The 24167-nt window shown below is 67.4% G+C and carries 24 protein-coding genes; 7 read left to right on the top strand and 17 right to left on the bottom strand.

Going from position 1 to position 24167, the window contains the following annotated elements:
- Window positions 1–4: 4 nt before the first annotated feature.
- The 3 genes from MTBSS4_RS05615 to MTBSS4_RS05605 form a co-directional block, all read right to left on the bottom strand.
- Window positions 5–853 carry a M23 family metallopeptidase gene (locus MTBSS4_RS05615; RefSeq protein ID WP_173982415.1) on the bottom strand — a complete coding sequence of 283 codons (849 nt, stop codon included), beginning with the start codon at window positions 851–853 and terminating at the stop codon, window positions 5–7.
- Window positions 825–1607, bottom strand: coding sequence for a hypothetical protein (locus tag MTBSS4_RS05610; RefSeq protein WP_254432397.1), 783 nt, complete (start codon window positions 1605–1607; stop codon window positions 825–827). Before MTBSS4_RS05610 ends, MTBSS4_RS05615 begins: the two co-directional genes overlap by 29 nt.
- A 102-nt stretch (window positions 1608–1709) precedes the next feature.
- Window positions 1710–2375 carry a hypothetical protein gene (locus MTBSS4_RS05605; RefSeq protein WP_173982413.1) on the bottom strand — a complete coding sequence of 222 codons (666 nt, stop codon included), beginning with the start codon at window positions 2373–2375 and terminating at the stop codon, window positions 1710–1712.
- Window positions 2376–2459: 84 nt separating this feature from the next.
- Here MTBSS4_RS05605 and murA point away from each other — a divergent pair, with 84 nt between their 5' ends.
- The gene (murA, locus tag MTBSS4_RS05600) at window positions 2460–3758 is read left to right on the top strand and encodes a UDP-N-acetylglucosamine 1-carboxyvinyltransferase (RefSeq protein ID WP_173982412.1); all 1299 of its coding nucleotides are present in this window, start codon (window positions 2460–2462) and stop codon (window positions 3756–3758) included.
- A gap of 15 nt (window positions 3759–3773) precedes the next feature.
- Here murA and MTBSS4_RS05595 read toward each other — a convergent pair whose 3' ends face one another.
- The 3 genes from MTBSS4_RS05595 to MTBSS4_RS05585 all read right to left on the bottom strand — a co-directional run bounded on the left by MTBSS4_RS05595 (window position 3774) and on the right by MTBSS4_RS05585 (window position 8969).
- Complete coding sequence (locus MTBSS4_RS05595; protein WP_173982411.1) at window positions 3774–5966, bottom strand: hypothetical protein; 2193 nt, start codon at window positions 5964–5966, stop codon at window positions 3774–3776.
- Between the two features lie 265 nt (window positions 5967–6231).
- On the bottom strand, window positions 6232–6879 hold the full coding sequence (locus MTBSS4_RS05590; protein ID WP_173982410.1) for a hypothetical protein: 648 nt from the start codon (window positions 6877–6879) through the stop codon (window positions 6232–6234).
- A gap of 140 nt (window positions 6880–7019) precedes the next feature.
- Window positions 7020–8969 (bottom strand): acetoacetate--CoA ligase, encoded by a 1950-nt coding sequence (locus tag MTBSS4_RS05585; RefSeq protein ID WP_173982409.1) that lies wholly within the window; start codon window positions 8967–8969, stop codon window positions 7020–7022.
- A 193-nt stretch (window positions 8970–9162) separates the two neighbouring features.
- Here MTBSS4_RS05585 and MTBSS4_RS05580 point away from each other — a divergent pair, with 193 nt between their 5' ends.
- Both MTBSS4_RS05580 and MTBSS4_RS05575 read left to right on the top strand, forming a co-directional pair.
- Complete coding sequence (locus MTBSS4_RS05580) at window positions 9163–9465, top strand: STAS domain-containing protein (RefSeq protein WP_173982408.1); 303 nt, start codon at window positions 9163–9165, stop codon at window positions 9463–9465.
- 28 nt (window positions 9466–9493) lie between these two features.
- Window positions 9494–9985, top strand: a complete 492-nt coding sequence (locus MTBSS4_RS05575; RefSeq protein WP_173982407.1) for a DnaJ domain-containing protein — start codon at window positions 9494–9496, stop codon at window positions 9983–9985.
- A gap of 5 nt (window positions 9986–9990) precedes the next feature.
- Here the strand turns inward: MTBSS4_RS05575 and MTBSS4_RS05570 are convergent, their stop codons facing one another.
- On the bottom strand, window positions 9991–10674 hold the full coding sequence (locus MTBSS4_RS05570) for a bifunctional 2-polyprenyl-6-hydroxyphenol methylase/3-demethylubiquinol 3-O-methyltransferase UbiG (RefSeq protein ID WP_173982406.1): 684 nt from the start codon (window positions 10672–10674) through the stop codon (window positions 9991–9993).
- Between the two features lie 38 nt (window positions 10675–10712).
- On the opposite strand from MTBSS4_RS05570, the gene MTBSS4_RS05565 reads away from it, so the two are divergent.
- From MTBSS4_RS05565 to MTBSS4_RS05555, 3 genes are all read left to right on the top strand, one after another.
- Window positions 10713–11237 carry a YdcF family protein gene (locus MTBSS4_RS05565; protein ID WP_173982405.1) on the top strand — a complete coding sequence of 175 codons (525 nt, stop codon included), beginning with the start codon at window positions 10713–10715 and terminating at the stop codon, window positions 11235–11237.
- Between the two features lie 224 nt (window positions 11238–11461).
- Entirely contained in the window at window positions 11462–12238 is a 777-nt protein-coding gene (locus MTBSS4_RS05560) for a metallophosphoesterase (protein WP_173982404.1), read from the top strand.
- Window positions 12239–12313: 75 nt separating this feature from the next.
- Entirely contained in the window at window positions 12314–13522 is a 1209-nt protein-coding gene (locus MTBSS4_RS05555; RefSeq protein WP_173982403.1) for a CaiB/BaiF CoA-transferase family protein, read from the top strand.
- A gap of 3 nt (window positions 13523–13525) precedes the next feature.
- On the opposite strand, the gene MTBSS4_RS05550 is transcribed toward MTBSS4_RS05555, so the two are convergent.
- From MTBSS4_RS05550 to MTBSS4_RS05540, 3 genes are all read right to left on the bottom strand, one after another.
- Window positions 13526–13912: a septal ring lytic transglycosylase RlpA family protein gene (locus MTBSS4_RS05550; protein ID WP_173982402.1), complete on the bottom strand. Its 387-nt coding sequence runs from the start codon at window positions 13910–13912 to the stop codon at window positions 13526–13528.
- Between the two features lie 108 nt (window positions 13913–14020).
- Window positions 14021–14428 carry a septal ring lytic transglycosylase RlpA family protein gene (locus MTBSS4_RS05545; protein ID WP_254432396.1) on the bottom strand — a complete coding sequence of 136 codons (408 nt, stop codon included), beginning with the start codon at window positions 14426–14428 and terminating at the stop codon, window positions 14021–14023.
- A 118-nt stretch (window positions 14429–14546) separates the two neighbouring features.
- Window positions 14547–15245 (bottom strand): glutathione S-transferase N-terminal domain-containing protein, encoded by a 699-nt coding sequence (locus MTBSS4_RS05540; protein WP_173982400.1) that lies wholly within the window; start codon window positions 15243–15245, stop codon window positions 14547–14549.
- 31 nt (window positions 15246–15276) lie between these two features.
- Between MTBSS4_RS05540 and epmA the strand changes: the two genes are divergently transcribed.
- Window positions 15277–16344 carry an EF-P lysine aminoacylase EpmA gene (gene epmA, locus MTBSS4_RS05535; RefSeq protein ID WP_173982399.1) on the top strand — a complete coding sequence of 356 codons (1068 nt, stop codon included), beginning with the start codon at window positions 15277–15279 and terminating at the stop codon, window positions 16342–16344.
- Here epmA and MTBSS4_RS05530 read toward each other — a convergent pair.
- The 7 genes from MTBSS4_RS05530 to MTBSS4_RS05500 all read right to left on the bottom strand — a co-directional run bounded on the left by MTBSS4_RS05530 (window position 16313) and on the right by MTBSS4_RS05500 (window position 24166).
- Window positions 16313–17065: an RNA methyltransferase gene (locus MTBSS4_RS05530; protein WP_173982398.1), complete on the bottom strand. Its 753-nt coding sequence runs from the start codon at window positions 17063–17065 to the stop codon at window positions 16313–16315. The two genes, epmA and MTBSS4_RS05530, sit on opposite strands and share 32 nt — an antisense overlap.
- Window positions 17065–18711 (bottom strand): citramalate synthase, encoded by a 1647-nt coding sequence (gene cimA, locus MTBSS4_RS05525; protein WP_173982397.1) that lies wholly within the window; start codon window positions 18709–18711, stop codon window positions 17065–17067. Before cimA ends, MTBSS4_RS05530 begins: the two co-directional genes overlap by 1 nt.
- Before the next feature lie 205 nt (window positions 18712–18916).
- Window positions 18917–19291 (bottom strand): response regulator, encoded by a 375-nt coding sequence (locus MTBSS4_RS05520; protein ID WP_173982396.1) that lies wholly within the window; start codon window positions 19289–19291, stop codon window positions 18917–18919.
- Window positions 19292–19309: 18 nt separating this feature from the next.
- Entirely contained in the window at window positions 19310–22408 is a 3099-nt protein-coding gene (locus tag MTBSS4_RS05515) for an EAL domain-containing protein (protein ID WP_254432395.1), read from the bottom strand.
- A gap of 215 nt (window positions 22409–22623) precedes the next feature.
- Entirely contained in the window at window positions 22624–23373 is a 750-nt protein-coding gene (locus MTBSS4_RS05510; RefSeq protein WP_254432394.1) for an SDR family oxidoreductase, read from the bottom strand.
- An 11-nt stretch (window positions 23374–23384) separates the two neighbouring features.
- A complete protein-coding gene (locus MTBSS4_RS05505) occupies window positions 23385–23726 on the bottom strand; it encodes a DUF86 domain-containing protein (RefSeq protein WP_173982394.1) in 342 nt (113 codons plus the stop codon).
- Window positions 23723–24166 carry a nucleotidyltransferase family protein gene (locus MTBSS4_RS05500; RefSeq protein ID WP_173982393.1) on the bottom strand — a complete coding sequence of 148 codons (444 nt, stop codon included), beginning with the start codon at window positions 24164–24166 and terminating at the stop codon, window positions 23723–23725. The genes MTBSS4_RS05505 and MTBSS4_RS05500 overlap by 4 nt, the downstream gene beginning before the upstream one ends.
- Window position 24167: the final 1 nt, after the last annotated feature.

Below are 24167 nucleotides of genomic sequence, written 5' to 3'. Positions count from 1 at the left end.
TCTACTACTTTTGCGCCGATATCCCTCCTAACACCCCCAGGGTTGATTGGGGGTCGAGCCTGATATCCATCCAGGACATGCCCCAGTGCAGATGGGCGCCGGTGGCCAGGCCGGTCGCGCCGATGGCGCCGATGGGCTGGCCGGCGGCGACGCGGCTTCCCGCCGTCACGTCGATGCGCGACAGATGGGCGTAGCTGGACATCAGGCCAAGGCCGTGATCGATCATGACGGTACGCCCGGTAAGAAACAGGTCGGGCGCGGCCAGAACCACCACTCCATCGGCGGCGGCCCATACCGGGGCGCCGGTGGGCGCCGCGATGTCCAGGCCGGAATGGGGCGCGCCGGCCCGGCCATTATAGACCCGCTGGCTGCCGAACACGCCCGAGACGGTTCCGTCGGCGGGCCGGATCAGGCCGGACAGGAACAGCGGCACCGGCGAGGCCGAATTCCGCAGGGCGCGCAGACGGTCGCTTTCCTCCTTGATGCGGGCCACCGCCACCGGGTCGGGGTCGGCCTTGTCGCGCGGCAATCCCTCGATGCGCTGCACGGCCCAGTCGCGCCGGGCGATGACAAGGGGACGGCGCTGGACCGCCTGCCCCGGCTCCTGAACTTCCAGCATCGCCTCGGCTTCGGCGTCGCGGCCAAATCCCAGCAGAAAGCGGCCGTCGGCGCTGACTGGAACCGCGCGCCCGTCCAGGGTGACGCTCGCGCCCGGCCCGGTCCGTCCCTGAACCAGCCCCCCTTGCTCCAGCCGCCCGACCAGGGTGGTGTCGGCGCGGACCGGCGGCGAACCGAGCAGAACCAGCAGCAGCGGGACGATCAGGCTATTTCGGCGTCCACATGATGCTGGCATTGCCGGTCTCGCTGTTGCAAAGCTCGGTGATCTTTCCGGCCGAGATGCGGTTGGGAGTGATGCCGTTGATGGACAGGACGCCGGCCTTGACCAGGGCCCAGCCCGACGCGACGCAGACGCGGGGCGGCACCCCGTCAGCCACCACCACCGGACGCCCGCCCAGCGATATCATCTTGAGCGAGCCGCCGAAGGCATGGCTGGCGGGACCGCCGCCCTTGGCCGCCTCCATCACCTGGCGGGTGAATTCCGCGACCTCGACGGGTTCGTCGCCGGTCGACCGCGATCCGCTCCACCATGCGTAGCCGCCGAACACCAGCGCCGCCACGGCGATTCCGACGACCACCCTGGTCGTGCTCACCTTGATGCCGCCGGCCGGAGGCGGCGATGGAGGATGCGCCGGTCCGGCGGGGGCGCCGCCCTCGGCCTGCGCCCATTCCCGGCTTCCCGGCTGGAGATGGCGCGGCAGCCGCCGCTCCTTGGCGGCCTGGAGTACACGAATGCAGGCCCGCGCCGCCGAACGCATCTCGTTGCGCGTGATTTCGGGAGACTGGCCGGGCCTTACCGCATCGACGGCCTCGTTGACCTGACGGGTCAGTTCCTCCCTCAAGACAGCGTCGCCCGGCCGGCGCAGCATGAGGGCGACCGCCAGGGCGGCGACCTCCCGCAATTGCGCGGAATCGTCCAGCAACGGAAGCTTGCGGATGATCGACTGGAAAAGCGCTTCCTGCTCTTCGGCCGTTACTGGCTTGCCCACGGGTCCATCCGCTCCTGCGATGGTGGACGCCCATCCCCGGCCCACCATAGCGCCCCGCCGTTAACGAGGCATTACCCCGCCCTTATCCGGCGCAGGACGGCCTCAGCCCTCGGCATACCAGCGGACGAAGAAGGTGTCGTCGCCCTCGTGACGCAGGGCCATGGTCGGGGCGCCGTCGTCGTCGATCAGCTCCATCCGGCGCAGCCAGCGCACGATCTTGCGGAAATGGCCGATATTGTGAAGGCTGACGCCGCCCTCCAGCCAGTTCTGTTCCAGAAAGGCCAGCACCGCCGGCTGCCCCAGTTCGGCCTCCCACAAGATGCCCAGCAGCGAGCACAGCCCCTCCTCGACGTCGCGTTCGGGCAGGAACAGGGTCTGGACCGCGTCGCCCTCGGCCTTGCGTCCGGATTCCGGACCGGCGCCCAGGCCGAAATCGATGACGCCGCGCCGCTCGGGCGCGGCCAGCTGGTAATGGGCCACCTCGTGGATCAGCACGCTGGGCTCCATGCGGATGGCCACCGCCCGGCCGTCCCAGGTGAAATAATCGCGCGGGTCCATGTCCAGGATGCCGAACCCGAAGCGGCGACACAGCTCCACCGCCGCCCGGTGATGGTCGGGATCGGTCGACAGGGTCAGCAGGTCGCCGTCGGGCACCAGGGCGGTGACGCGGCGGAACACCTTTTGCGCCAAGCAATCCTCGACCAGGGCCCGGTCGAAGTCCTCGCGCAGCCGGGCGAGGTCGGAATGGTCGACGGGAGTGAGAATCATGGAGGGGAAATACCATCATCCGCCGCCCTTGACCAGGGGCGGCCGGCGGGCTAAAGGGGGCTTCCACATTTCAAGGACATCGGCATGGACAGGATCCGCATCGTCGGCGGCACGCCGCTCAGGGGCACCATCACCGTCGGCGGCGCCAAGAACGCCGCCCTGACGCTGATGCCCGCCTGCCTGCTGACCGACGAGACCCTGTCGCTCGCCAACCTGCCCCATCTGGTCGACATCACCACCATGGCCAACCTGCTGGCCCAGCACGGCGTCGGCATGATCCTCAACGGCGATTCCGCCAATGGCGGCCATACCGGCCGGGTACTGGAACTGACGGCGGCCGAGATCGTCAGCACCACCGCGCCCTATGATCTGGTCCGCAAGATGCGGGCGTCGGTGCTGGTGCTGGGGCCGCTGCTGGCCCGCTGCGGCGAGGCGCGGGTGTCGCTGCCCGGCGGCTGCGCCATCGGCACCCGGCCGGTGGACCTCCACCTCAAGGCGCTGGAACAGATGGGCGCCCAGATCGAGCTGGACGAGGGATATATCGTCGCCAGGGTGAACGGCCGCCTCAAGGGCGCCCACATCATCTTCCCGCAGGTCACCGTCGGCGGCACCGAGAACGTCCTGATGGCGGCCTGCCTCGCCGAGGGCGAGACGGTGATCGCCAACGCGGCGCGCGAGCCCGAGGTGGCCGACCTTGCCCATTGCCTGGTCGCCATGGGGGCGAAGATCGAGGGCATCGGCAGCGGCACCTTGCATGTCCAGGGTGTCGGCCGTTTGCACGGCGCCGAGTACTCGGTGGTCCCTGACCGCATCGAGACCGGTTCCTACGCCGTCGCCGCCGCCATCACCCGGGGCGACATCGAACTGGTGGGCGCCCGCTTCGACCTGATGGAATCGGTCAACACCGTGCTGGCCGAATGCGGCGTGCTGGTGGAGGAAACCCCGCGCGGCATGCGCATCTCGGCCGAGGGCCGCGAGATCAGGGGCGTCGACATCATGACCGAACCCTATCCCGGCTTTCCCACCGACATGCAGGCCCAGTTGATGGCACTGCTGTCGACCTCGTCGGGCGCGTCGATGATCACCGAGACCATTTTCGAGAACCGCTTCATGCATGTTCCCGAACTGACCCGCATGGGGGCGCGCATCAACGTCCACGGTGCTTCGGCCATCGTGCGCGGCCAGGCCCGGCTGTCGGGCGCCCAGGTGATGGCCACCGACCTGCGCGCCTCGGTGTCGCTGGTTCTGGCCGGTCTCGCCGCCGAGGGCGAGACCGTCATCAACCGGGTCTACCACCTGGACCGCGGCTACGAGCGGGTCGAGGAGAAGCTGGCCGCCTGCGGCGCCAACATCGAGCGTCTCAAGGGCAATCCGGCCGAGTAAGGCTGGCGTCCCCCCCTACCCCGCCACCGTCTCCCACAGCCGGGCCAGCACCCCGAACCGCCACAGCAACGCCACCGCTCCCGCCGCCATCCCCAGCGCGACATACAGCCGCCACGGCGGCTGCTTCTGGGCATAGGGGTCGGTCAGGGACCGCACCGCGCCGTCGGGCAGCTTCGCCAGATGGGTCAAGGCCGTTCCGAACGGAATATTGATGCGGGCATGGGTGTTCACCGCCCAGCCGTTGGCGTCGAGAATCGGCCCCAGATTGCGGCCGCGCAGCTTGAGCGAGGTGATCAGCATGCTCGGCCCCGACACCAGCAGCAGCACGCCCAGCAACGCCAGCGGAATCTGCCACCACGGCAAGGCCAGGAATCCGGTCACCACCGAGGCGATGGCGGTGCCGATGGCGCCGATGGCCAGTCCCAGGGCGGCGAAGATGCCGGCGAAACGCCCGGCATCGAATGGCTGCTGAGCCGCCGCCGGAGCGGCGGGAGCCGCCGCCGCCGGGGCCGGGGCGGAGGGGGCGGAGGCGGAAACCGGCGGCGGCATCGGCGGAAAGCGCGGCGCGGCGGCGCGGGCGGCGGCGACCTTTTCCAATTGCTGGCCGATCATCTTGCCCATTTTCTTGTAGGGCGCCCAGAACGACTGGCGGATGCTGATGGCGTGATCGACGATGCGGACCACGGTGGCGTCCCAGTCGCCGCCGTCGCGGTCGTAGAACACGCCGTTGCGCCCCACCATCAACTGGTCGGAATCGCCATTGGTGACGGCGGCGGCGATGAACATCCGCTCGTCGCCATCGCCGCCCCGGCGGACGCATTCGCAATAAACCAGATAGATGCGCGACAAGGTGGCGACGGGGGCGTGCTTGGCGGGGTCCTCGACCCGGACGCACAATTCGCAGGAGCGGCCATCCAGATAAAGGGTGCCGGCCTGGAACACCGCCTTGCGCTTGCGGGTGTAGAAGTCGCGGAAGGCGACGAAATTGTTGAGCAGAGTCACCAGATCGCGGCAGTAACGCAGCAGGCGGTCGACCGAGGCGATGGCCTTGGCCTCGGCCTCCAGCGCCATGTCCTGCTCGATCAGCGACAGAATCGCCGCCTTGGCGTCGGAGGCGACCATCTCGCGGATACGGGCGATGCCCAGGTCGCCCACCGGCCCGGCCGGACGCTCGGCCTGCCACGCCTCCCAGGCGGCGAAACGGTCCTTGATAGCGGCCCAGTCGGCGGCGGACAGGGAGTCGCGGTCACCCAGCAGGGGAACCACCACCTCGGCCTTCAGGCGGGCGACCGCCCCGGCCCAGGCGGGATTGACGCCGGGTCCCAACGGCAGCGAGGCCCCCGCCGCCACGGCGGCCAGGGGAAACGACGCCAGCCCCTCCTCGGCCGGCGACAGCATCCGCCCGGCCAGGGCGGCCCAATCCTCCTCGGACCGGTTCAGCGGCGCGGCGGCGCGGGGGTCGAAGGCCACCAGATCGCAGCGGGTGAACCAGTCGTCCAGCTTGGCGGCGATGGCGTGCAACGCCTCGGCGGCGGTGTCGGTGGCCTCGCCCAGCGGCCGCAATCCGGCCTCGTCGTCGGCGCGGGCGCCCCAGGCGGCGAAGGTGGCCGCCGTCTCGAAGAAGGCTTCCACCTTGTCCCTGGTGACGCCGGGCAGGCCGGAGCGGTCGGTCTCGCCGCCCAGGCAGGCGATGATATCCTCGACCATGGCCCGCAGGACGGCATCCTCGACGATGTCGGGCGGGACGATGCCATCGCCGTTGAAGTCGTTGGCGGCGAACACCTCCTCGACCCCGGAGACGTCGGCCAGGGTGATGGTCCCGGCATCGGCCTTGCCGCTCTTGGCAAGAATGCGCCGGGCCGCCGCCAGCACCGCCCGGCCGTCCTCCCTGGTTTCGTCGATGGCGTCAAGCGGCAGGGTATCCTCGCGCTTCAGCAGGATGTCGGGGTCCTTCAGCAATCCGCAGGCCCATTCGACCGCCGCGACGATCTCGCCGACGCGGATGCGGCCGTCCCGGTCCGAATCGATGCTGTCCAGGGTGCGGGTGTCAAGTTCGATCCCGCGGGTCGGGCAACTGAGCGCCGCCCACAGCTTCTGATCCAGTTCGCCCAGCGACGCCACCGCCCGACCGGTGTCCAGCCGCACCTGATCGAAGCCGCCGGCCCGGAAGAACTTCCAGTGGGTCCCGTGGTTGGCCTGCGTGGTCATGATCGCCCCCTGCTCTGCCGCTGATCTTCCGATCATGCCCGAAGCCGGAAAAGAGGCAAGGGGCGCCGAGCGTAGCCAGCGCTACGGTCAAGCCCGTTGCCGAAGGTAATGGGGCAAATCCGCCCGTCCCTTCGGGTTTCCATGGGGCGGGCATCCGCTACGTTCCGCTTCTTGCCCGATGCGCCGCATCGCGCCGCGAAGCGCGCCTCGCGGTCTGTCTCGCCCCATGAGAAACAGGGCCGTTTCAGATATGGGGCTCGACGCTCTAGAAGCGGTAACCCATTCCGGCCCCCAGCATGAAGCCGGAAGAGTTTCCCGAATCCAGCCACGCGGGACGGCTGGCCTCGGCGACGCCGCCCAGGCTGAAGGCCGGCGTCACCTGATGCATCAGGCTGAACGACAGGTTGAAGCCGCTGTCGCCCGGATAGGGATCGGCAAGGGCGGCCCCCGGCTGAAGCGGGTTGGGGCTGAACCCCTGGGTGCCGGTCCAGGCTGCCCCCAGCCTGAGGGCGGCGACGCCATCCACCCCCAGCAGGCTGCCGGCGTAGGCGGCGGAAATGTCGGCCCGGGAGGTGGAGCCCGACCGGCGGAACGACGAACTGAGGCTGGTCTCGGCGAACCCGTACGCGACGTAGCCGCCCACGGCCAGATTGCCGGTTCCCGACGAGAACGGCAGGGCGAGAGTGGTGGCGGTAGCCATCGGCGAGGCCACGGCGCCGACGCTGAAGCCGCCGCCGACCAGCAGCGGGCTGCGCGTCTCTCCGGCCAGGGCCGGCGACGGAGCCGCCGCGACGCCGGAGGAGGCTCCGCCGGCCACCAGCCGGCCGCCCATGTCGGCGGCCACGGCCGGAACCGCCGCCAGCAGCAGCAGCGGCAGCAGCAACACGTCCCGAATGCGGCACCGGAAAACCATGATGACCCGACCGAACCTCATATCCCTACCGGGGATATAAGGCGTCGGAGCGGCGGCGTGAAGGGGACTCGCCGGCCCGGCGACTCTTTCGAGTCACACTGTTGCAATATTGCATCGCAGCATGGGCACCCCCGTACCGGTCACATCAGTTCGGGACGGTCGCGGAACAGATCCAGCGCCTCCGGATTGGCCAACGCCTCGCGGTTCTTGACGGCGCGGCCGTGCACCACGTCGCGCACCGCCAGTTCGACGATCTTGCCCGACTTGGTGCGGGGAATGTCGTCCACCTGGACAATGCGGGCCGGAACATGGCGCGGCGTGGTGTTGTCCCTGATCCGCTTGCGGATGCGGGCTTCCAGGCCGGCATCCAGGACGATGCCGGGGCGCAGGCGCACGAACAGCACCACCCGGACATCCGATTCCCAGTCCTGGCCGATCACCAGGCTTTCCAGCACTTCGTCGATCTGCTCCACCTGGCGGTAGATCTCGGCGGTGCCGATGCGCACGCCGCCGGGATTGAGGGTGGCGTCCGAGCGGCCATAGACGACGATGCCGCCGGTGGCGGTCAACTCGACCCAGTCGCCATGGCACCACACGCCCGGATACTTCTCGAAATAGGCGGCGCGGTAGCGCGAGCCGTCGGAATCGTTCCAGAAGCCGACCGGCATGGACGGGAAGGCCTGGGTGCAGACCAGTTCGCCCTTGGCGCCTTCCACCGGATGGCCGGAATCGTCGTAGACCTCCACCTTCATGCCCAGGCCGCGCGCCTGGATCTCGCCGCGATGGACCGGCCCGATGGGATTGCCCAGCATGAAGCACGAGACAATGTCGGTGCCGCCCGAGATCGACGCCAGCTGGACGTCCCGCTTCACCTTGGAATAGACGTAGTCGAACCCCTCGGGCGCCAGAACGGAGCCGGTGGAGCAGATGGTGCGGATCGTGTCCAGCCCGTGGGTGGCCGCCGGTTCCAGTCCCATCTTGGCGATGGCGTCGATCCATTTGGCCGAGGTTCCGAACAGGGTCATCCTCTCGGAATCGGCAAGATCGAACAGGATGCGGCCGTCATTGGCGCTGGGATTGCCGTCGTACAGCAGCAAGGTGGCCTCGGCCGCCAGACCGGCCACCAGCCAGTTCCACATCATCCAGCCGCAGGTGGTGAAATAGAATATCCGGTCGTCGCGCCTGACGTCGCAGTGCAGCCGGTGCTCCTTCAGTTGCTGGATCAGGCATCCACCGGCGGAATGGACGATGCATTTGGGCGCGCCGGTGGTGCCCGACGAATACATGATGTAGAGCGGATGGGCGAAGGGCAGTCGGACGTAACGCATCTCGGCGGCGGCGAAGGGGGCGATGAAGTCGGCCAGATGCACCGCCTTGTCCACCATGGCGATGTCGGCGCGCTCGCGGGTGTAGGGCACCACCACCACCCGCTCCACCGAGGCGATTCCCGGCACGATCGCCGCCAGCTTTTCCAGCGAGTCATGGGCCTTGCCGGAATAGAAATAGCCGTCGGCCGACACCAGCACCTTCGGCGCGATCTGGCCGAAACGGTCCAGCACGCCCTGGACGCCGAAATCGGGCGAAGCTGACGACCAGATGGCGCCCAGCGACGCGGTCGCCAACATGAAGGCCACCGCCTCGGGCATGTTGGGCAGGTAGCCGGCGACCCGGTCGCCGACGGTGACGCCGGCCGCCGCCAGCGCCTGCTGAAGCCGCGAGACCTGGGCGTGCAGTTCGGCGAACGACAACCGCCGCCTGACCTTGTCCTCGCCCCAGAAGACGATGGCGTCGGCCTCGTCCCGGCGCCGCAGCAGATTCTCGGCGAAGTTCAGTCGCGCCTCGGGAAACCACGCGGCCCCCGGCATCCGGCGGATGTCGTCCACCACCCGGTCCCCCGGCCCGTCGCCGACGATGCCGCAATAATCCCACACCAGCCGCCAGAACGAATCCGGCGACGCCACCGACCACCGCCACAGCGACGGATAATCGTCGGCGGCGGCCCCGAAACGCCGGTTGGCCTCGTGGATGAAGGCGGTCAGATTCGCCGCCCGGACGCGCTGTTCCGAAGGCTGCCACAGCAGAACGGACATATCTCCTCCCTAATTTTTCAACAGGCCAGAATCTTCAAATGGCCTGAACCTTACAAAGGACGGCGGCCGGCTTTCCGTGCCATCGCGCGGGCAATCCGCACCCGGCATCCGCCGCGCCGATTATCCATCGTCGGACTGGAGTACGGCGCGGAGTCGCGGCATACTCCCGCCGAGAGAAAAACGAGAGGCCAGGATGAACATCGCCATCAAGCACAGCAACAATATCCTGACCGTGACGCTTGAGGGAACGCTCGACTATACCGCCAGCGCCCAGATGGAGAACCTGATTTCCGATCTGAAGGCGATTCGGACCGACCGGGTGGTATTCGACCTGGCCAAGGTTCCCCGCGTCGATTCGGTCGGCCTGGGCATGCTGCATCTCGCCAAGGACGTCGTCTTCGAAGCCGGGTCCAAGCTGGCGCTGCGCGGCGCCGCCGGCAGCGTCCAGCGCCTGTTCGAACTGACCGACAGCGCCAGCACCTTCGACATCGAGTGAGCATCCCGCCCCGGCCGGCGAGGAGAACATGGGTCTGAGCCTTATCCTCATCGTCACCGTCCTGGCCGTCTTGTGGCTGGGCTCGCGATGGCTCCGGCACGCATCTCCCGCCAGAATCCGCAAGATCGTGATCGGCGCCGGGCTGGCGCTGCTGGTGGCGGTCGGCGTGGCGCTGGTGGCGACCGGCAAGCTGGCCGGACTGTTCGCCGTGGCCGCCGGCCTTGCCCCCTGGATCGGCCGCGCCATGCGGCTGCACGGCTGGTGGACCGCCTTTCGCCGCATGACCGGACAGACCGGACAGCCCCGGACCGGCGAGACGGGGGAATCGCGCCCGGCCGCCCCCGATGCCGTCATGACCCGCGATCAGGCCTATGAAATCCTGGGACTGGCCAAGGGGGCCTCGCCCGATGAGATCCGGGAAGCCCACCGCCGCCTGATGCGGGCCAATCACCCCGATTCCGGCGGTTCCACCTGGATCGCCGCCCGCCTGAACCAGGCCCGCGACGTGCTGCTGGGATAAGGCGCTCAGACCTTGCGCAGGAGGTTGACCCGCATGGGCTGCTCGAACAGGAAGCCGCCATCGGGATTGGGGCTGGCCAGCCGGGCGAAACGCTCGCGCATCTCGCCATCCAGTTCGGCGAATCGGGTCTCGCGCTCGGCATTGGCCGACACGATGCGATCGCGGAAGGTCTCGTAATCGCGCAGGACCAGCGGGTGGATGTAGCTGAACTCGGTCTCCTCCTCCAGCCCGTGGACCCAGGCGCCCTTGACGGCGGCCAAGGCGGCGCCGCGCACCCAGGTTTCGTCGTCGATGGGGCGCACGGCGTCGAAGAAGGCGCCGTGGGGCAGCGGTTCCGAGACGTAGACCTCGCCGCCGGACCTCAGCACCCGGGCGGCCTCGGCCATGGCCTTGGCCTGATGCTCGATGGGAATGTGGTGCAGGCTGTTGAAGAAGACCACGATGTCAGCCGACTCGTCGTCGACCGGCAGGTTCTGGCCGACGCCCTCGACGATGGCCTCGTCCCCCACCTTGTCGGCGGCGCGGGCCTTGGCCAACTGGCGCGGGCTGCATTCCACCCCCAGCACATGGGCGCCGAACCGGGTCATCACCCTGACCAGAGCCCCATCGCCGCAGCCCACGTCGATCACCCGCTTGCCTTCCAGCTTCAGGGTCTCCACGATGACGTCGGTGTTACGGCGCTTGTCCATGTCGTTCTCCCTTTGCGTCCTCCCTAAGTAAGTAAGTGATGATTCCCCCTTCTGTCGACCCCTTCGACGCCGCCATCGTGCTGGGCGCCATGGTGGCCCCCGACGGCGGCCCCAGCCCGGCCATGCTCCGGCGGGTAGCGCACGCGGCCGACCTGGCCCGGCGGGGAGTGGTCGGGCATCTGCTGATGAGCGGCGGGGCGGTGCGCCATCCAATCCCTGAGGCCCGCGTCATGCGCGACCTCGCCCTGGCCGCCGGAATCGCCCCCGAACGGGTGCTGATGGAGGAGAATTCGCGCAACACCATCGGCAACGCCCGGCTGTCGCGGCCCATCGTCGAGGCGATGGGGTGGAGCCGCCTGCTGCTGGTGACCGACGCCTGCCATATTCCGCGCTCCCTCTATGTCTTCCGCCGCCTCGGATTGCGGGTCACGCCGGCGCCGGCCATGCCCCGCCAGGAACGGCCGGGCCTGGAATGGTGGCTGGCGTGGCTGCGCGAGGCGGCGGCGCTGCCCTGGACGGTGATCCGGGTCGAACGTTCCAGCCTGTTCCGTCTTCCGGAATGAATGCGCGACGGCGCCGCGCTCAATGACTCTTTTTAGATGTTATTTTCAAGCTTATGAAATACCATCGCGATCTTGCCGCATCGACATAATTGACCGAAGGTCACGGTTGATTCGCGACCACGCCCCCGATTGATCGCGACCAGCCCGCCCCGACGACGGGGAGGGGCTGCCCGAGGCGTCGCAAGCCAAGCAGATGAACGTAAAGTCAGAGGGGAGGACACGTCATGAGAATCATTCATATGACCGACCTTCACATCGGGGTCGATCGTTGCACCCAGATCATCAAGAACATGGTTTCGCGCATTCGGAACGACTTCAATCCCGACACCGACGTGGTGGTGATCTCCGGCGATATCGCCGACACCGCCGAATCGAGGACGCTCGCCCTGGCCACCCTGGCGCCGTTGACGCCGTTCCGCATCCTGATGGTTCCGGGAAACCACGATTACGGACATTCCGGCCTGGGGATGGCCTGGGAATGCGTGCAGGATTTCGATCAGGACGTCTATGGCGGGAATGGCCACTTTCCCAAGGTCGATACCATCGGCGACATCACCTTCATCGGGCTGGATTCCATGCGCGAGAAGTTCTTCTGGGACGATCCCCCCGACCCGTACGAGGACACCAACCGCAGGACCAAGCCCAAGCCCACGGCCGAGGGACTTCAGGGATGCCTGGGCAATTCCCAGCGAAACGCGCTGAAAGCCATCCTGCAAGGCCTTCCATCCGGACAGAAGGCGGTGCTGTACATGCATCATGATCCGGTGAAGGGGCAGATCGCCATGGAATTGCTGGACCGGGTCCAGTTGAAGACAATCGTCGGCGACCATAAGTCCAAAATCGCCGCCCTGCTGTGCGGTCACACCCACAAGTTCCGGGTTCACGATTCCTGGCCGATCGAGAGCTATAACGGCGGCACGTCCGGAGCCCGGGACGGAGGCGAACCGAACCTTCGCCTGATCGACCTCGCCAATGCGAGCGTGACGGAACAGTTCGATTAGGCGCGCGGGATCGATGGAGACGGGACGCGGCGGGCGTGCTATCAAGGCTGCCCGTCGCCATCCCGTTCCGGCACCATGACCGATACCCCCCTGCCGCTGGCCGGCATCCGCGTCCTCGACATCGCCACCTTTATCGCCGCCCCCTACGCGGCGGCGATCCTGGGCGAGTTCGGCGCCGAGGTGATCAAGGTCGAACAGCCCCAGGACGGCGACACCTTCCGCCATTTCGGCAGCATCACCGGGCGCGACGGCGATTCGCTGATGTGGCTGTCCGAGGCCCGCAACAAGACCTCGGTGACGCTGGATCTGCGCAAGCCCGAGGGCAAGGCGCTGTTCCTACGGCTGGCGGCCAAGGCCGACGTGGTGGCCGAGAACTTCCGCCCCGGCACCCTGGAAAAATGGGGACTAGGCTGGGAGGAGCTTTCCCGGATCAATCCCGGCCTGATCCTGCTGCGCATTTCCGGCTACGGCCAGACCGGCCCCTATCGGGACCGCCCCGGCTTCGCCCGCATCGCCCATGCCTTCGGCGGCCTGTCCCATCTGGCCGGATTGCCGGGCGGAGTGCCGGTGACGCCGGGGTCGACCTCGCTGGCCGATTACATGAGCGGGCTTTACGGCGCCATCGGCGTGCTGGTCGCGTTGCGCCACCGCGACGCCACCGGCCGGGGACAGGTGATAGACCTGGCCCTCTACGAATCGGTGTTCCGCGCCCTGGACGAAATCGCGCCGGCCTTCGCCATGTTCGGCAAACTGCGCCAGCGGGAAGGCGCCGGCACCGTCAATGCCTGTCCCCACGGTCATTTCCGCTGCGGCGACGGCGCCTGGATCGCCATCGCCTGCACCACCGACCGCATGTTCGCCCGGTTATGCGACGCCATGGGACGGCCGGAACTGGCGGGAGACGGGCATTGGGGGCTGCTGCGCGACCGCCTCGCCGCCCGTGATGGCGTCGACGCCCTGGTCACCGCCTGGACCGAGTCGCGCACCCGCGACGAGGTCATGCGGCTGTGCCTGGAATTCGAGGTTCCGGCGGCGCCGCTGAACAGTATCGCCGACATCTTCGCCGACCCGCAGTTCCAGGCCCGCGACAACCTGCTGAAGGTCCTGGACCCCACCCTGGGCGAGGTGGTGGTGCCGGGCGTGGTCCCCAAGCTGTCGGCGACGCCGGGACGGGTGGATCATCTCGGCCCTCGCCTGGGCGACGGTAACGCCCGCGTCTACGGCGAATTGCTGGGACTGACCCCGGAGGAACTGGCCGGCCTGAAGGCCAGGAACGTGATCTGATCCCTATTCCACCATGCCGATCACCTGAATCCGGACCTCGGCGGTGCCGAGATAGCTCATGTGCAGCCGCCGCGCCGCCGCCCGCGACAGATCGATGGCGCGACCGGCGACGAAGGGACCACGGTCGGTGATCACCACCACCACCGATTTCTTGCGGTTGACCCGCGACACCTCCACCAGGGTTCCGAACGGCAGGGTCGGATGCGCCGCCGTCAAGGCCTTGGGGTTGAAGGTCTCGCCGCTGGCGGTGGGCTTGCCGCGAAGGCCGGGACCGTACCACGAGGCCAGTCCGGTGAACTCCTGCCCGTGAAGCGGCGTGACGCCGGCCGACGCCGCCGCCGGAACCGCCCCCGCGACCAATGCAAGGATCGCCGCCAAGATCATCCTCATGTCATCGCTCCCAGCCCGATAGCGTCGCGGCCGACCCTGCGCCGGAAATCCCTAATTCTCCGTCAATGCAGTCACGAATCGGAATATATGCGAACGGACCATGAATGGTCAGTCCGCCCTGCCGATGACGGTCACGGTGACCGGGGCGATTCCCTCGGCGATCATTCCCAACCGCCGCGCCGCCGCCTCGGAAAGGTCGATAACCCGCCCTCCCGCCGGGCCGCGATCATTGATCCGCACCACCACCGCCCGCCCCCGTTCGGGTCGCGACACCTCGACCACGGTTCCCATGGGAAGGCTGGGATGGGCGGCGGTCAGGTCGGCCGGGTCGAACCGCTCGCCGCTGGCGGTCGGACGGCCGCGATAGGCCGCCCCGTACCAGGACGCCAGGCCGGAGATGGTCGCCGGACCGGAAAGCGCGGCAAGCTCGCCCGCCGCCCCACCCGGCACGCCGAACACCAATCCGGCGAGAAATAGAGTAGAGATACGTAAAATTTTATACTTTTTGAGTTTCATCACTGATACAACCATGAAGCAACCGATTTCAAACTGATATCAAATCTGGCGTTACTTCACAGTGACATTGACCACACAAGATTATGCCGATGCATATTCATGTGTGGCAAATCAATGCTTATCGTCGGACCGTCCCCGCATCCTGGCCGAACATGACCTTTCTGGCGTCCTCGGTCATCACCGGCTGCGGGTTGATCGCGTGGGCCAGTTCGTAGGCCCGCCGCATCGCCGGCCGGCCGGCGACGGCCTCGAACCAGCGCTTCAGATTCGGGAAGTCCTCCAGCCTTTGCCCCTGGCGTTCCCATGGCACCACCCAGGGATAGGCGGCCATGTCGGCGATGGAATAGGATCCGGCGATGAATTCCCGCCCGGACAGCCGCCGGTCCAGCACCGCGTAAAGCCGCCCGGTCTCCTTGACATAGCGGTCCATGGCATAGGGTATACGCTCGGGCGCGTACTGGACGAAATGGTGATTCTGTCCCGCCATGGGTCCCAGCCCGCCGACCTGCCAGAACAGCCATTCCAGCGTCTCGATCCGCCCGCGCAGGTCGGGGGCGATGAAACGCCCGGTCTTCTCGGCCAGATACAGCAAGATGGCGCCTGATTCGAACACGCTCACCGGCGCTCCCGGCTCGGCCGGAGCGTGATCGACGATGGCGGGAATGCGGTTGTTGGGCGATATCTTCAGAAAATCGGGTTGGAATTGCTCGCCCTTGCCGATATCCACCGGCCTGACCCGGTAGTCGAGACCTGCCTCTTCCAGGAAGATGGCGATCTTGTGGCCGTTGGGGGTGGTCCAGTAGTAAAGGTCGATCATGGAGGCTCTCCCGTTGGCGAAGGAACAAGCGATGTCGGTTACAGAGTGGTGGCGTCCCGAGGCTTTCGCCAGCAGGAAATCCAATCTGGCCATCCGCTCGCGAGCCGTCGCCGCCATCCGCGCCTTCTTCGCCGCCCGCGATTTCGCCGAGGTCGAAACCCCCTGCCTCCAGGTGTCGCCGGGCATGGAACCGCATATCAAGGCCTTCACCACCGCCTTGGCCGACCCCTATGGTGGGCCGGACCGGCCGCTGGCCCTGCACACCAGTCCCGAATTCGCCATGAAGAAGCTGCTGGTGGCCGGGGTGCCGCGCCTCTATCAGCTGGCCCGCGTGTTCCGCAATGCCGAGCGTTCGCCCACCCACCATCCCGAATTCACCATGCTGGAATGGTATCGGGCCGGCGCCTCGCTGGACGACCTGATGGCCGACACCGAGACGCTGGTGCAAGAGACGGCAATGGCGGCCGGGGTGGTCCGGCTGCGGCGCGGCGACGCCACCTTGGACCCGCTTGGTCCCTGGCGGCGGCTGTCGGTGGCCGAAGCGTTCCTGGAATACGCCGGCATCGATATCCTGGACACCGCCCCCGACCCCGAACGCCCCGACCGCGACCGGCTGGCGGCGGAGGCCCGGCGGATCGGCATCTCGGTCAGCGGCGGCGACCGCTGGGACGACATTTTCTTCAAGATCATGCTGGACCGCATCGAACCGCATCTGGGCTGGGACCGGCCGGTGTTCCTGCATTCCTATCCGCTGTCCATGGCGGCGCTCGCCCGGCGCTCGCCTGCCGACCCAAGGGTGGCCGAACGCTTCGAGGCCTATGTATTGGGCCTCGAACTGGCGAACGCCTTCGGCGAGCTGACCGACGCCGCCGAGCAGCGCCGCCGCTTCGCCGCCGACATGGCGCTGAAGCGGGAGCTTTACGGCGAGACCCACGCGATGGACGAGGATTTCCTGGCGGCGCTCGAATTCGGCATGCCCGACAGCGCCGGCATCGCGCTGGGGTTCGACCGGCTGGCGATGCTGCTGAGCGGAGCCGGAGACATCGAGGAGGTGCTGTGGGCGCCGGTCAGCCCTGCGCCTTCTTGTGGCGGTAGGTGACCAGTTCGTGGACGATGCCGTGCAGCGTCTGGATTTCCTGGCCGGTCAGGTGGGCGCGCTGGAACATATTGCGGATGTTCCGGACCATCACCGGCCGCTTGTCGGGAATGCGCAAAAAGCCGCATTCATCCAGTTCGCGTTCCAGATGGACGAAGAAGTTGAGCAGCTTCTCCTTGGACGCCGGGCCTTCGGCCCCCTTGGTCATGGCCGGCAAGGTGGTGGCCGCGTCGGCCTGGAACCACTCGTAGGCCACCAGCAGCACCGCCTGGGCCAGGTTCAGCGAGCAGTAATCCGGGTTGAGCGGCACCGTCAGCACCGTGTCGGCCACGGCGACGTCGTCGTTTTCCAATCCGGTGCGTTCGGGGCCGAACAGAACGCCGCAACGCCGGCCTTCGGCGACCACGGCGCGCATGGCGGCGGCGGCCTGGCGCGGCGTGTCCACCGGCTTGACCATGTAGCGGTCGCGCCCGGTGGTGCACCACACCCGGTTCAGATCCGCCACCGCCTCGGCGGTGGTCTCCACCACCTTGGCGGCCAGCAGCAGGCGGTCGGCGCCCGAGGCGGCGGCGATGGCGCGTTCGTCCAGCGGATTGGCCCGGGGCGCCACGATGCGCAGATCGGTCAGGCCGCAATTGAGCATGGCACGGGCGGCAGTGCCCATGTTTTCCGCCAGTTGCGGCCGCACCAGGATGATGGCGGGACCGGCGCTTCCGTCGGACATCACGCGGCCCGGAAGCGGAACAGCATGAAGGTGATGCTGTCCTGAAGCGCCTCCAGCGAGGCTTCCAGCACGTTGGTGTGGACGCCCACCGTGGTCCAGCGGTTGCCTCGTCCATCCTCGCTTTCGATGGTGACGCGGGTCTTGGCGGCGGTGCCCACCGTGGATTCGGTGATGCGCACCCGGTAATCCTTCAGTTCCAGCGCCGTCAGCTCGGGATAGACGGTGGTCAGCACCTTGCGCAACGCCACGTCGAAGGCGTGGACCGGACCGGTGCCCTCGCCCACTTCCATGTATTCCGCGCCGTCGACCTCGACCTTGACGGTGGCTTCCGACAGGGTGATCCACTCGCCGACGGCGTTGCGGCGGCGTTCGTCGATGACACGGTAGCGTTCCAGGCGGAAATAATCGGGCACCTCGCCAAGGGCGCGGCGCACCAGCAATTCGAAGCTGGCGGCGGCCTGATCATAGGCATAACCCTCGTGCTCCAGCCGCTTGACCAGATCGACCAGATCCTTCACTTCCTGGGGATCGAAGCCGACCTGCATCTGCTCGACCACGTCGACCAGGGCATCGCGCCTCACCGTATCCAGGTCGACGCCGATCTCGGCCATGCGCGCCACCAGATTGGAACGGCCGGCCTGATCGGACATGACGATATGGCGCATGTTGCCGACCGCCGCCGGGTCGACGTGCTCATAGCACTTGGGGTCCTTGGCCACGGCGGAGACGTGCAGTCCCCCCTTGTGGGCGAAGGCCGAGGCGCCGACATAGGGCTGGCCGCGGCTGGGATGACGGTCCAGCACCTCGTCCAGGGCGCGCGACACCGAGACGAGGTTCCTGAGATCGTCGAAAGCGATGCCGGTCTCGAAGCCCATCTTCAGCATCAGCGCCGGAATGATCGACACCAGATTGGCGTTGCCGCAGCGCTCGCCCAGGCCGTTCAGGGTGCCTTGAACCTGGCGCACGCCGGCGGTGACGGCGGCCAGCGAATTGGCCACCGCCGTGTCGGAATCGTTGTGGCAGTGGACGCCGAGATGGCTGCCGGGAATGCCGCCGCCGATCACCTCGCCGACGATGCGCGCCATCTCGTGCGGCAGGGTGCCGCCGTTGGTGTCGCACAGCACCACCCAGCGGGCGCCGGCATCATAGGCGGCCTTGGCGGCGGCCAGGGCATAGGCGGGATTGGCCTTGTAGCCGTCGAAGAAGTGTTCGGCGTCGAACATCACCTCTTCCATGCGGGTCCGGGCGTGGGCGACCGAATCCGAGACCATGCGCAGGTTCTCGTCCAGTTCGATGCCGAGCGCCACCGTGACCTGGAAGTCCCAGCTCTTGCCGACCATGGTGACGATGCGGGCCGGCGTGGTCAGCAGGGCGTTGAAACCGGGATCGTTGTCGGCCGAACGGCCCGACCGCCGGGTCATGCCGAAGGCGGTCAGGCGCGACCGGCGGAAGGCGGGGGGCGCCGCGAAAAAGGCGTCGTCGGTGGGATTGGCGCCGGGCCAGCCGCCCTCGACGTAATCGATCCCCAGCCGGTCGAGTTCACGCGCGATTCGCACCTTGTCGGCTGCGGAAAAGTCCACGCCCTGGGTCTGGGCGCCATCGCGCAGGGTGGTGTCGTACAGATAGACGCGGTTGCTGGTATCCATGGGTCTTCAGTCGTGGTGGTGGCGGACGCTGCCGAGGGAGAGGCAGCATATAGAATGGTCGCGCGCGCGCCAACCGAAACACTTTGCCGTCGCCCCGCTCGACGGCGGGACCCTGGACGAATTCGCAGGCCGCGTCGGCATCGGCCCACCTACGGCCAAGACGCGGGTTCAGGCCGGTCTTCGCCAGAACCGCACCGAAACGCGCCTATCCCTTGGCGCCGCAATAGCGCGCCACCTCGTCCAGCAGCTTGCGGATGGAGATGGGCTTGGTGATCACCTGCTCAAATCCAGCTTCCAGAAATCCCGCCACGGAATCGGGATCGGCGAAGGCGGTCACCGCCACCACCGGCACCGCCCTGGTGCGGTCGTCTGCCTTCAGCAGCTTCAGCAGGTCGACGCCGGAATACTTCGGCAGCTGGATGTCCATCAGGATGACGGCCGCGCCGCTGGAGGCGGTGATGTCCACCAGCCCCTCGCCATCGGACGACTTCACGGTCTGATAGCCGGCGATGCTGAGCGCCTGCTCCAGGAGCTTCATGTTCATCGCGTTGTCCTCGACGATGACGACGGTTCCGGTCATGACCCGTATTCCTCAGTGTTATCCCGCCGGCGGACTGGAAGCGAGAGTCCGGACGCGAGAATCATAATTGGCGGCGAAAGCGGTGAAGTCCGCCACAGGCAGCGGACGCCCGATCAGATAGCCCTGGATCTCGTCGCAGCCGTGCCGAGCCAGCAAGGCGGCCTGGGCCTCGGTCTCGACACCCTCGGCGATGGTCTTCAGCGACAGCGAATGGGCCAGCGAGATGATGGCGTTGGCGATGACGCGGCCATCCTCGTCCTGGTCGATATCCTTGACGAAGGCGCGGTCGATCTTGACGGTGTTGATGGGAAAGCGCTTGAGATAGGCCAGCGACGAATAGCCGGTGCCGAAATCGTCGATGGACAGCGACACCCCCAGCCGGGCCAGGGCGCGCAGCATCTTCAGCGTCCCCTCGCCGTCGACCATCAGCATGCTCTCGGTCAGTTCCAGATCGAGATGCATCGGATTGATCCCGGACTCGGCGATGGCCTCGGCGACGATGGCCGGCAGGTCCTGCTCGCGGAACTGGCGCCCCGACACGTTGACGCCGATGCGGATATCGCCCAGCCCGGCGTCGTTCCAGCGCCGCAATTCGCGGCAGGCGGTCTCCAGCACCCAGGTCCCCATGGGAACGATCAGGCCGGTTTCCTCGGCCACCGGAATGAACTTGTCCGGCGTGATGATGCCCAGTTCGGGATGGCGCCAGCGGATCAGCGCCTCGGCCCCCATCAGCTTGTGGGTCCTGAGATCGATCTGCGGCTGGTAGAACAACTCGAACTGTTCCGCCCTGAGGGCGTCCTTGATCGAACGTTCCAGGGTCATACGCTCGGACACCGCATAGGACATGGCGGCGTCGAAGAAGCCCAGACGTTCGTCGGCGTGACGCTTGATGGCGTGCAACGCCATCTCGGCGTTGCGCAGCAGGTCCAGGGCGTCGTCGCCGTCGCGGGGATAGACCGAGACCCCCATGTCCACCGGAATCACCAGTTCCGAGCCATGGATCATGTGCGGCCGCAACAGGGCCTGGCGAATCTGCTCCACCGCCTCGGTGACGTCGGGCAGGTCCTTCAGCTGCGGCAGCACCACGGCGAACTCGTCGCCGGCCAGCCGGGCGGCGGTGCCGCCGGTGCCGACCGCCTGGGCCAGCCGGCGGGCGGTCTCGCGCAGCAGGCCGTTGCCGACCTCGTGCCCCAGGGAATCGTTGATGGTGGTAAAGCCGTCCAGGTCGACGGTCAGCACCGCCACATGCACGCCGGCGGCCCGCGCCATCGCCACCGCCTGCCCCAGGCGGTCCATCAGCAGCGAACGGTTGGGCAGATCGGTCAACGGATCGTGATTGGCCAGATAGGCGACGCGCTGCGCCAGCTGCTTGTTCTCGGTCAGGTCGCGGATGGTGCCGGTGAACAGGCGGCGCTTGTCCACGCGCAGTTCCGAGACCGACAGGTGGACGGGAAACACCACCCCGTCCTTGCGCTTGCCCATCACCTCGCGGCCGATGCCGATGATGGCGCCGATTCCGGTCTCCAGATAGGTCTTGATGTACTGGTCGTGATGGCCGGCATCGGGCTCCGGCATCAGGACCGAGACGTTGGCCCCCACCAGTTCCGACAGCGAATAGCCGAAGATGCGCTCCACCGACAGGTTGGCGTTCAGGATGGTGCCGTCCTCGTCGATGGTGACGATGCCGTCCAGCACCGTATCCATGATGGCGCGGATGCGGTGTTCGCGCGCCGCCACCGCCCGCATGGCGGCGGTCACCTCGGTGGTGTCGCGCCCGACCAGCAGGGTGGCGTTCTGGTTCTCGCGGTGCAGCGGCACCGCCGACAGCTCGACGTCGCGGATGCGGCCGGCGAAGGTCACCACCTTGATCGGCAGCGGATGACCTTCCTCGTACAGCGCCTCCAGGCCGCCATCGAAGATGGTCCGATAGTCGGAATGGATGAATTCGGCGATGTTCTTGCCTTCGCAGGCCGCCGCCGACGGCGCCCGCAGCATGCCGAGCCCGGCGGCGTTGATGCGTTCGATGATGCCGTCGACGCAAACGCAGATCAGGTCGGGCGACAGCTCCACCAGATCGCGATACGACACCTCGTCCTTCAGCAGGGCGGATTCCAGCATGGAGACATCGGTGATGCGGTCGATCAGCTTGAGAATCTGGGTGCCGGAATTGAGGATGGAATCGGCGTAGTCGCGATAGCCGGCCGGAATCAGCGGCCCCAGCATCTCGCTGGCGATCAGTTCGGAAAAGCCGATGACGTCGTTGAGAGGGGTGCGGATATCCCTGCTCATCCGGCCCATGAACTCGGTCTTGGCGCGATTGGCGAAATCGGCCTCCTCCTTGGCTTCGGCCAGCTTGGCGGCCGCGGCCCGTTCCGAGGAGACATCGCGCGAGAACATGGCGAGACGATGCTCGCCCGGCGTCACCCCCGCCACCGCCAGCATGCGGTTGGCGAACCAGTGCAGCCCGTCGGTGTCCTCGAACTCGACCGTCCGGCCGGTCTCCAGCGCCTGGGCCAGATAGGACCGGCGGTGAGAGGCCAGGGACTGGGGCATCACCTCGAACAATGATCGCCCGATCAGCTGCTCGGCCGGCAATCCCAGATATTGCTCGGCCTCGGCGTTCAAGGTGAGGATGGCGCCCTCGGCGTCCAGCAGCAGGGCGACGTCGTGGCTGGCGTCCAGCAGCGCCTGATTGGTGCGGCGCGAGGCTTCCAGCGCGCACTTGCCGTGCTGACGCTCCATGGCGTGACGGATGACCCTGGGCAGCATGGTCAGGCCGGCCTCGGACTTCACCACGTAATCCTGGGCGCCGGCCCGGATGGCTTCCTGCGCCACCCGTTCGTCGTCGAGGCAGGTCAGCACCACCAGGGTCTTGTCGGGCGCCCACGACCGCAGCGACCGCACCGACTGGATGCCCGAGGCGTCGGGCAGGCCAAGATCGGACAAGATGCAGTCGAAATCGTCGAACGGCGCCAGGGCCTCGGCCTCGGCCAGGGTCGAGCAGCACCGCGTCGTCCAGCCGAGCATGGCGTCGGCAAGCTCTATCTCGATCAACCGCTGGTCGCCAGGGTTGTCTTCAATAATCAGCAGGCGGATCGTGTCGGCGACTAAGGTCATTGCCGGATGACCATGCAACATATCGGCATCGTTGTAAACGGCATCAGGGTTGCTGGAAGCCATCCCAACCGATCGGGATATTTTTTCCTTCTCACGCTCATCGGCCGGCATCAATTCTGCATATGAGTTCCATCTTCACCTCCTCGACCCGCCCGGTCTCGACTTGTCGGGTTCCGGCCACCTCGCGGCGGCCGCCGGACAACGGACAAGCGGCCTTACTTGCGCGGCATCCGCCGGCCCAGCACATCCATCATTCCGCTGGGCAGGCAGCCGGCCAGCCGGGCCAGAAGATGCATGGGCCAGGGAAAGGCGATGCGGCCCCGGCCGTGCTCCAGCCCCCGGACGATCAGGGCGGCGGCGCGGTCGGCATCCATCAGCAGCGGCATGCGAAAGGGGTTCACCGCCGTCATGGGGGTATCGACGAAGCCGGGGCAGACGACCGATACGGCGATGCCGTCGGCGGCCAGTTGGCCCCGCAGCCCTTCCCCCCACACCCTTGCCAGGGCCTTGGAGGCGCAATAGGCCGGCGCGCCGGGAAAACCGCGAAAACCGGCCAGGGAACTCATGATGGCGATGCGGCCCCGCCGCCGAGACCGCATGGGGGCGATGGCCGGCATGACGGTGTTGACCACGCCATCGACGTTGACGGCGAAAATGGCGCGGACCTGACCGGCGCCCTCGTCACCGCCATGGGTGCCGGCCGAGATGCCCGCATTGGCGATGACCGTGTCCAGCGCCCGCCTTCGTTCGGAGCGTTCCACCCAGGCCGCCATGGCGTCGCGGTCGACGACATCGACGGTCTCGGCGAATGCTTCGCCTCCCCGGACGCGGCAGGATTCGGCCACCGCCTCCAGCCGGGCGGCGTCGCGGCCGCCCAGGTGCAGGACGGCGCCCGGCCGGGCGTGGGCGCGGGCCAGGGCGGCCCCCAGGCCGGACGAGGCGCCGGTGATCAGGATGGAAACCACCTTCCCCTCCATCAGTCGCCGTTCAGCACCGACCGCAGCGGCCCCACCAGCGGCGGCAAGTCGTGGCGGATGGTGTCGAATACGATGGCCGGGTCGATCGAATGGTATTCGTGAACCAGGATGTTGCGCATCTCGGTCATGCGGCTCCAGGGAATTTCGGGATGACGGTCGCAGATGGGGGCGGGAACCCGTTTCGCCGCCTCGCCGACGATTTCCAGATTGCGGATCACCGCGTCCACCGTGCGGCCATCGGCGATGAAGGCCTCCTCGGTCATGCCGGCGGTATAGCGCCGGATGCGCTCGACGGCTTCCAGGATATCCTCGATGCGCACGCGCCAGTCCTTGAAGGTCAAGTCGGGCAGGCCTCCTCGCCATAGATGGGAAAACACTCGGCCAGGATGCGCTTCTTCAGGCGCGGCTTGATGTTGCCCGAGGTGATCAGGTCGACCGGACGGCCCAGCAGCCCCTCCAGGGCGTGCTTCAGCTCGACGAAGCGGAACAGGCCGCCGGGCTGGCCGGGGTGGAAGTCGACCATCAGGTCGATGTCGCTGGTGGGCTTGGCCTCGTCGCGCACCACCGAGCCGAACAGGGCCAGCGAGCGGACGCCGAAGCGTTCGAGGATATCGGCATGCCGGCGCAACCGCTCCACCACCTCGTCGCGGGAAATGGGCTGGCGCCGCTTCGCCACCCGGCCGGCATAGGCGCGGACCGCGTCGGCCCTGTCGGCGGGGACGCGGACGACGATTTCCACGACGTTCGGGCGGTCGCGCTGCGGCCGGCGGCGTTCGGTCATG

Source organism: Magnetospirillum sp. SS-4 (genome assembly GCF_902729425.1).
GTDB lineage: Bacteria > Pseudomonadota > Alphaproteobacteria > Rhodospirillales > Magnetospirillaceae > Phaeospirillum.
Note: the sequence above shows the minus strand (reverse complement) of the source record. Positions and strands in the feature narration are given on the sequence as shown.

Excerpts from the sequence above, each read along its gene's own strand:
- MTBSS4_RS05585 (WP_173982409.1), bottom strand. The coding sequence starts at position 8,969 with ATGTCCGTTCTGCTGTGGCAGCCTTCGGAACAGCGCGTCCGGGCGGCG.
- MTBSS4_RS05565 (WP_173982405.1), top strand. The coding sequence starts at position 10,713 with ATGATTCCCCCTTCTGTCGACCCCTTCGACGCCGCCATCGTGCTGGGC.
- MTBSS4_RS05575 (WP_173982407.1), top strand. The coding sequence starts at position 9,494 with ATGGGTCTGAGCCTTATCCTCATCGTCACCGTCCTGGCCGTCTTGTGG.
- MTBSS4_RS05520 (WP_173982396.1), bottom strand. The coding sequence starts at position 19,291 with ATGACCGGAACCGTCGTCATCGTCGAGGACAACGCGATGAACATGAAG.
- MTBSS4_RS05615 (WP_173982415.1), bottom strand. The coding sequence starts at position 853 with ATGCCAGCATCATGTGGACGCCGAAATAGCCTGATCGTCCCGCTGCTG.
- MTBSS4_RS05605 (WP_173982413.1), bottom strand. The coding sequence starts at position 2,375 with ATGATTCTCACTCCCGTCGACCATTCCGACCTCGCCCGGCTGCGCGAG.
- MTBSS4_RS05580 (WP_173982408.1), top strand. The coding sequence starts at position 9,163 with ATGAACATCGCCATCAAGCACAGCAACAATATCCTGACCGTGACGCTT.
- murA (WP_173982412.1), top strand. The coding sequence starts at position 2,460 with ATGGACAGGATCCGCATCGTCGGCGGCACGCCGCTCAGGGGCACCATC.
- MTBSS4_RS05555 (WP_173982403.1), top strand. The coding sequence starts at position 12,314 with ATGACCGATACCCCCCTGCCGCTGGCCGGCATCCGCGTCCTCGACATC.
- MTBSS4_RS05560 (WP_173982404.1), top strand. The coding sequence starts at position 11,462 with ATGAGAATCATTCATATGACCGACCTTCACATCGGGGTCGATCGTTGC.
- MTBSS4_RS05515 (WP_254432395.1), bottom strand. The coding sequence starts at position 22,408 with ATGACCTTAGTCGCCGACACGATCCGCCTGCTGATTATTGAAGACAAC.
- cimA (WP_173982397.1), bottom strand. The coding sequence starts at position 18,711 with ATGGATACCAGCAACCGCGTCTATCTGTACGACACCACCCTGCGCGAT.
- MTBSS4_RS05500 (WP_173982393.1), bottom strand. The coding sequence starts at position 24,166 with ATGACCGAACGCCGCCGGCCGCAGCGCGACCGCCCGAACGTCGTGGAA.
- MTBSS4_RS05530 (WP_173982398.1), bottom strand. The coding sequence starts at position 17,065 with ATGTCCGACGGAAGCGCCGGTCCCGCCATCATCCTGGTGCGGCCGCAA.
- MTBSS4_RS05550 (WP_173982402.1), bottom strand. The coding sequence starts at position 13,912 with ATGAGGATGATCTTGGCGGCGATCCTTGCATTGGTCGCGGGGGCGGTT.
- MTBSS4_RS05595 (WP_173982411.1), bottom strand. The coding sequence starts at position 5,966 with ATGACCACGCAGGCCAACCACGGGACCCACTGGAAGTTCTTCCGGGCC.
- epmA (WP_173982399.1), top strand. The coding sequence starts at position 15,277 with ATGTCGGTTACAGAGTGGTGGCGTCCCGAGGCTTTCGCCAGCAGGAAA.
- MTBSS4_RS05570 (WP_173982406.1), bottom strand. The coding sequence starts at position 10,674 with ATGGACAAGCGCCGTAACACCGACGTCATCGTGGAGACCCTGAAGCTG.
- MTBSS4_RS05545 (WP_254432396.1), bottom strand. The coding sequence starts at position 14,428 with ATGAAACTCAAAAAGTATAAAATTTTACGTATCTCTACTCTATTTCTC.
- MTBSS4_RS05590 (WP_173982410.1), bottom strand. The coding sequence starts at position 6,879 with ATGGTTTTCCGGTGCCGCATTCGGGACGTGTTGCTGCTGCCGCTGCTG.
- MTBSS4_RS05540 (WP_173982400.1), bottom strand. The coding sequence starts at position 15,245 with ATGATCGACCTTTACTACTGGACCACCCCCAACGGCCACAAGATCGCC.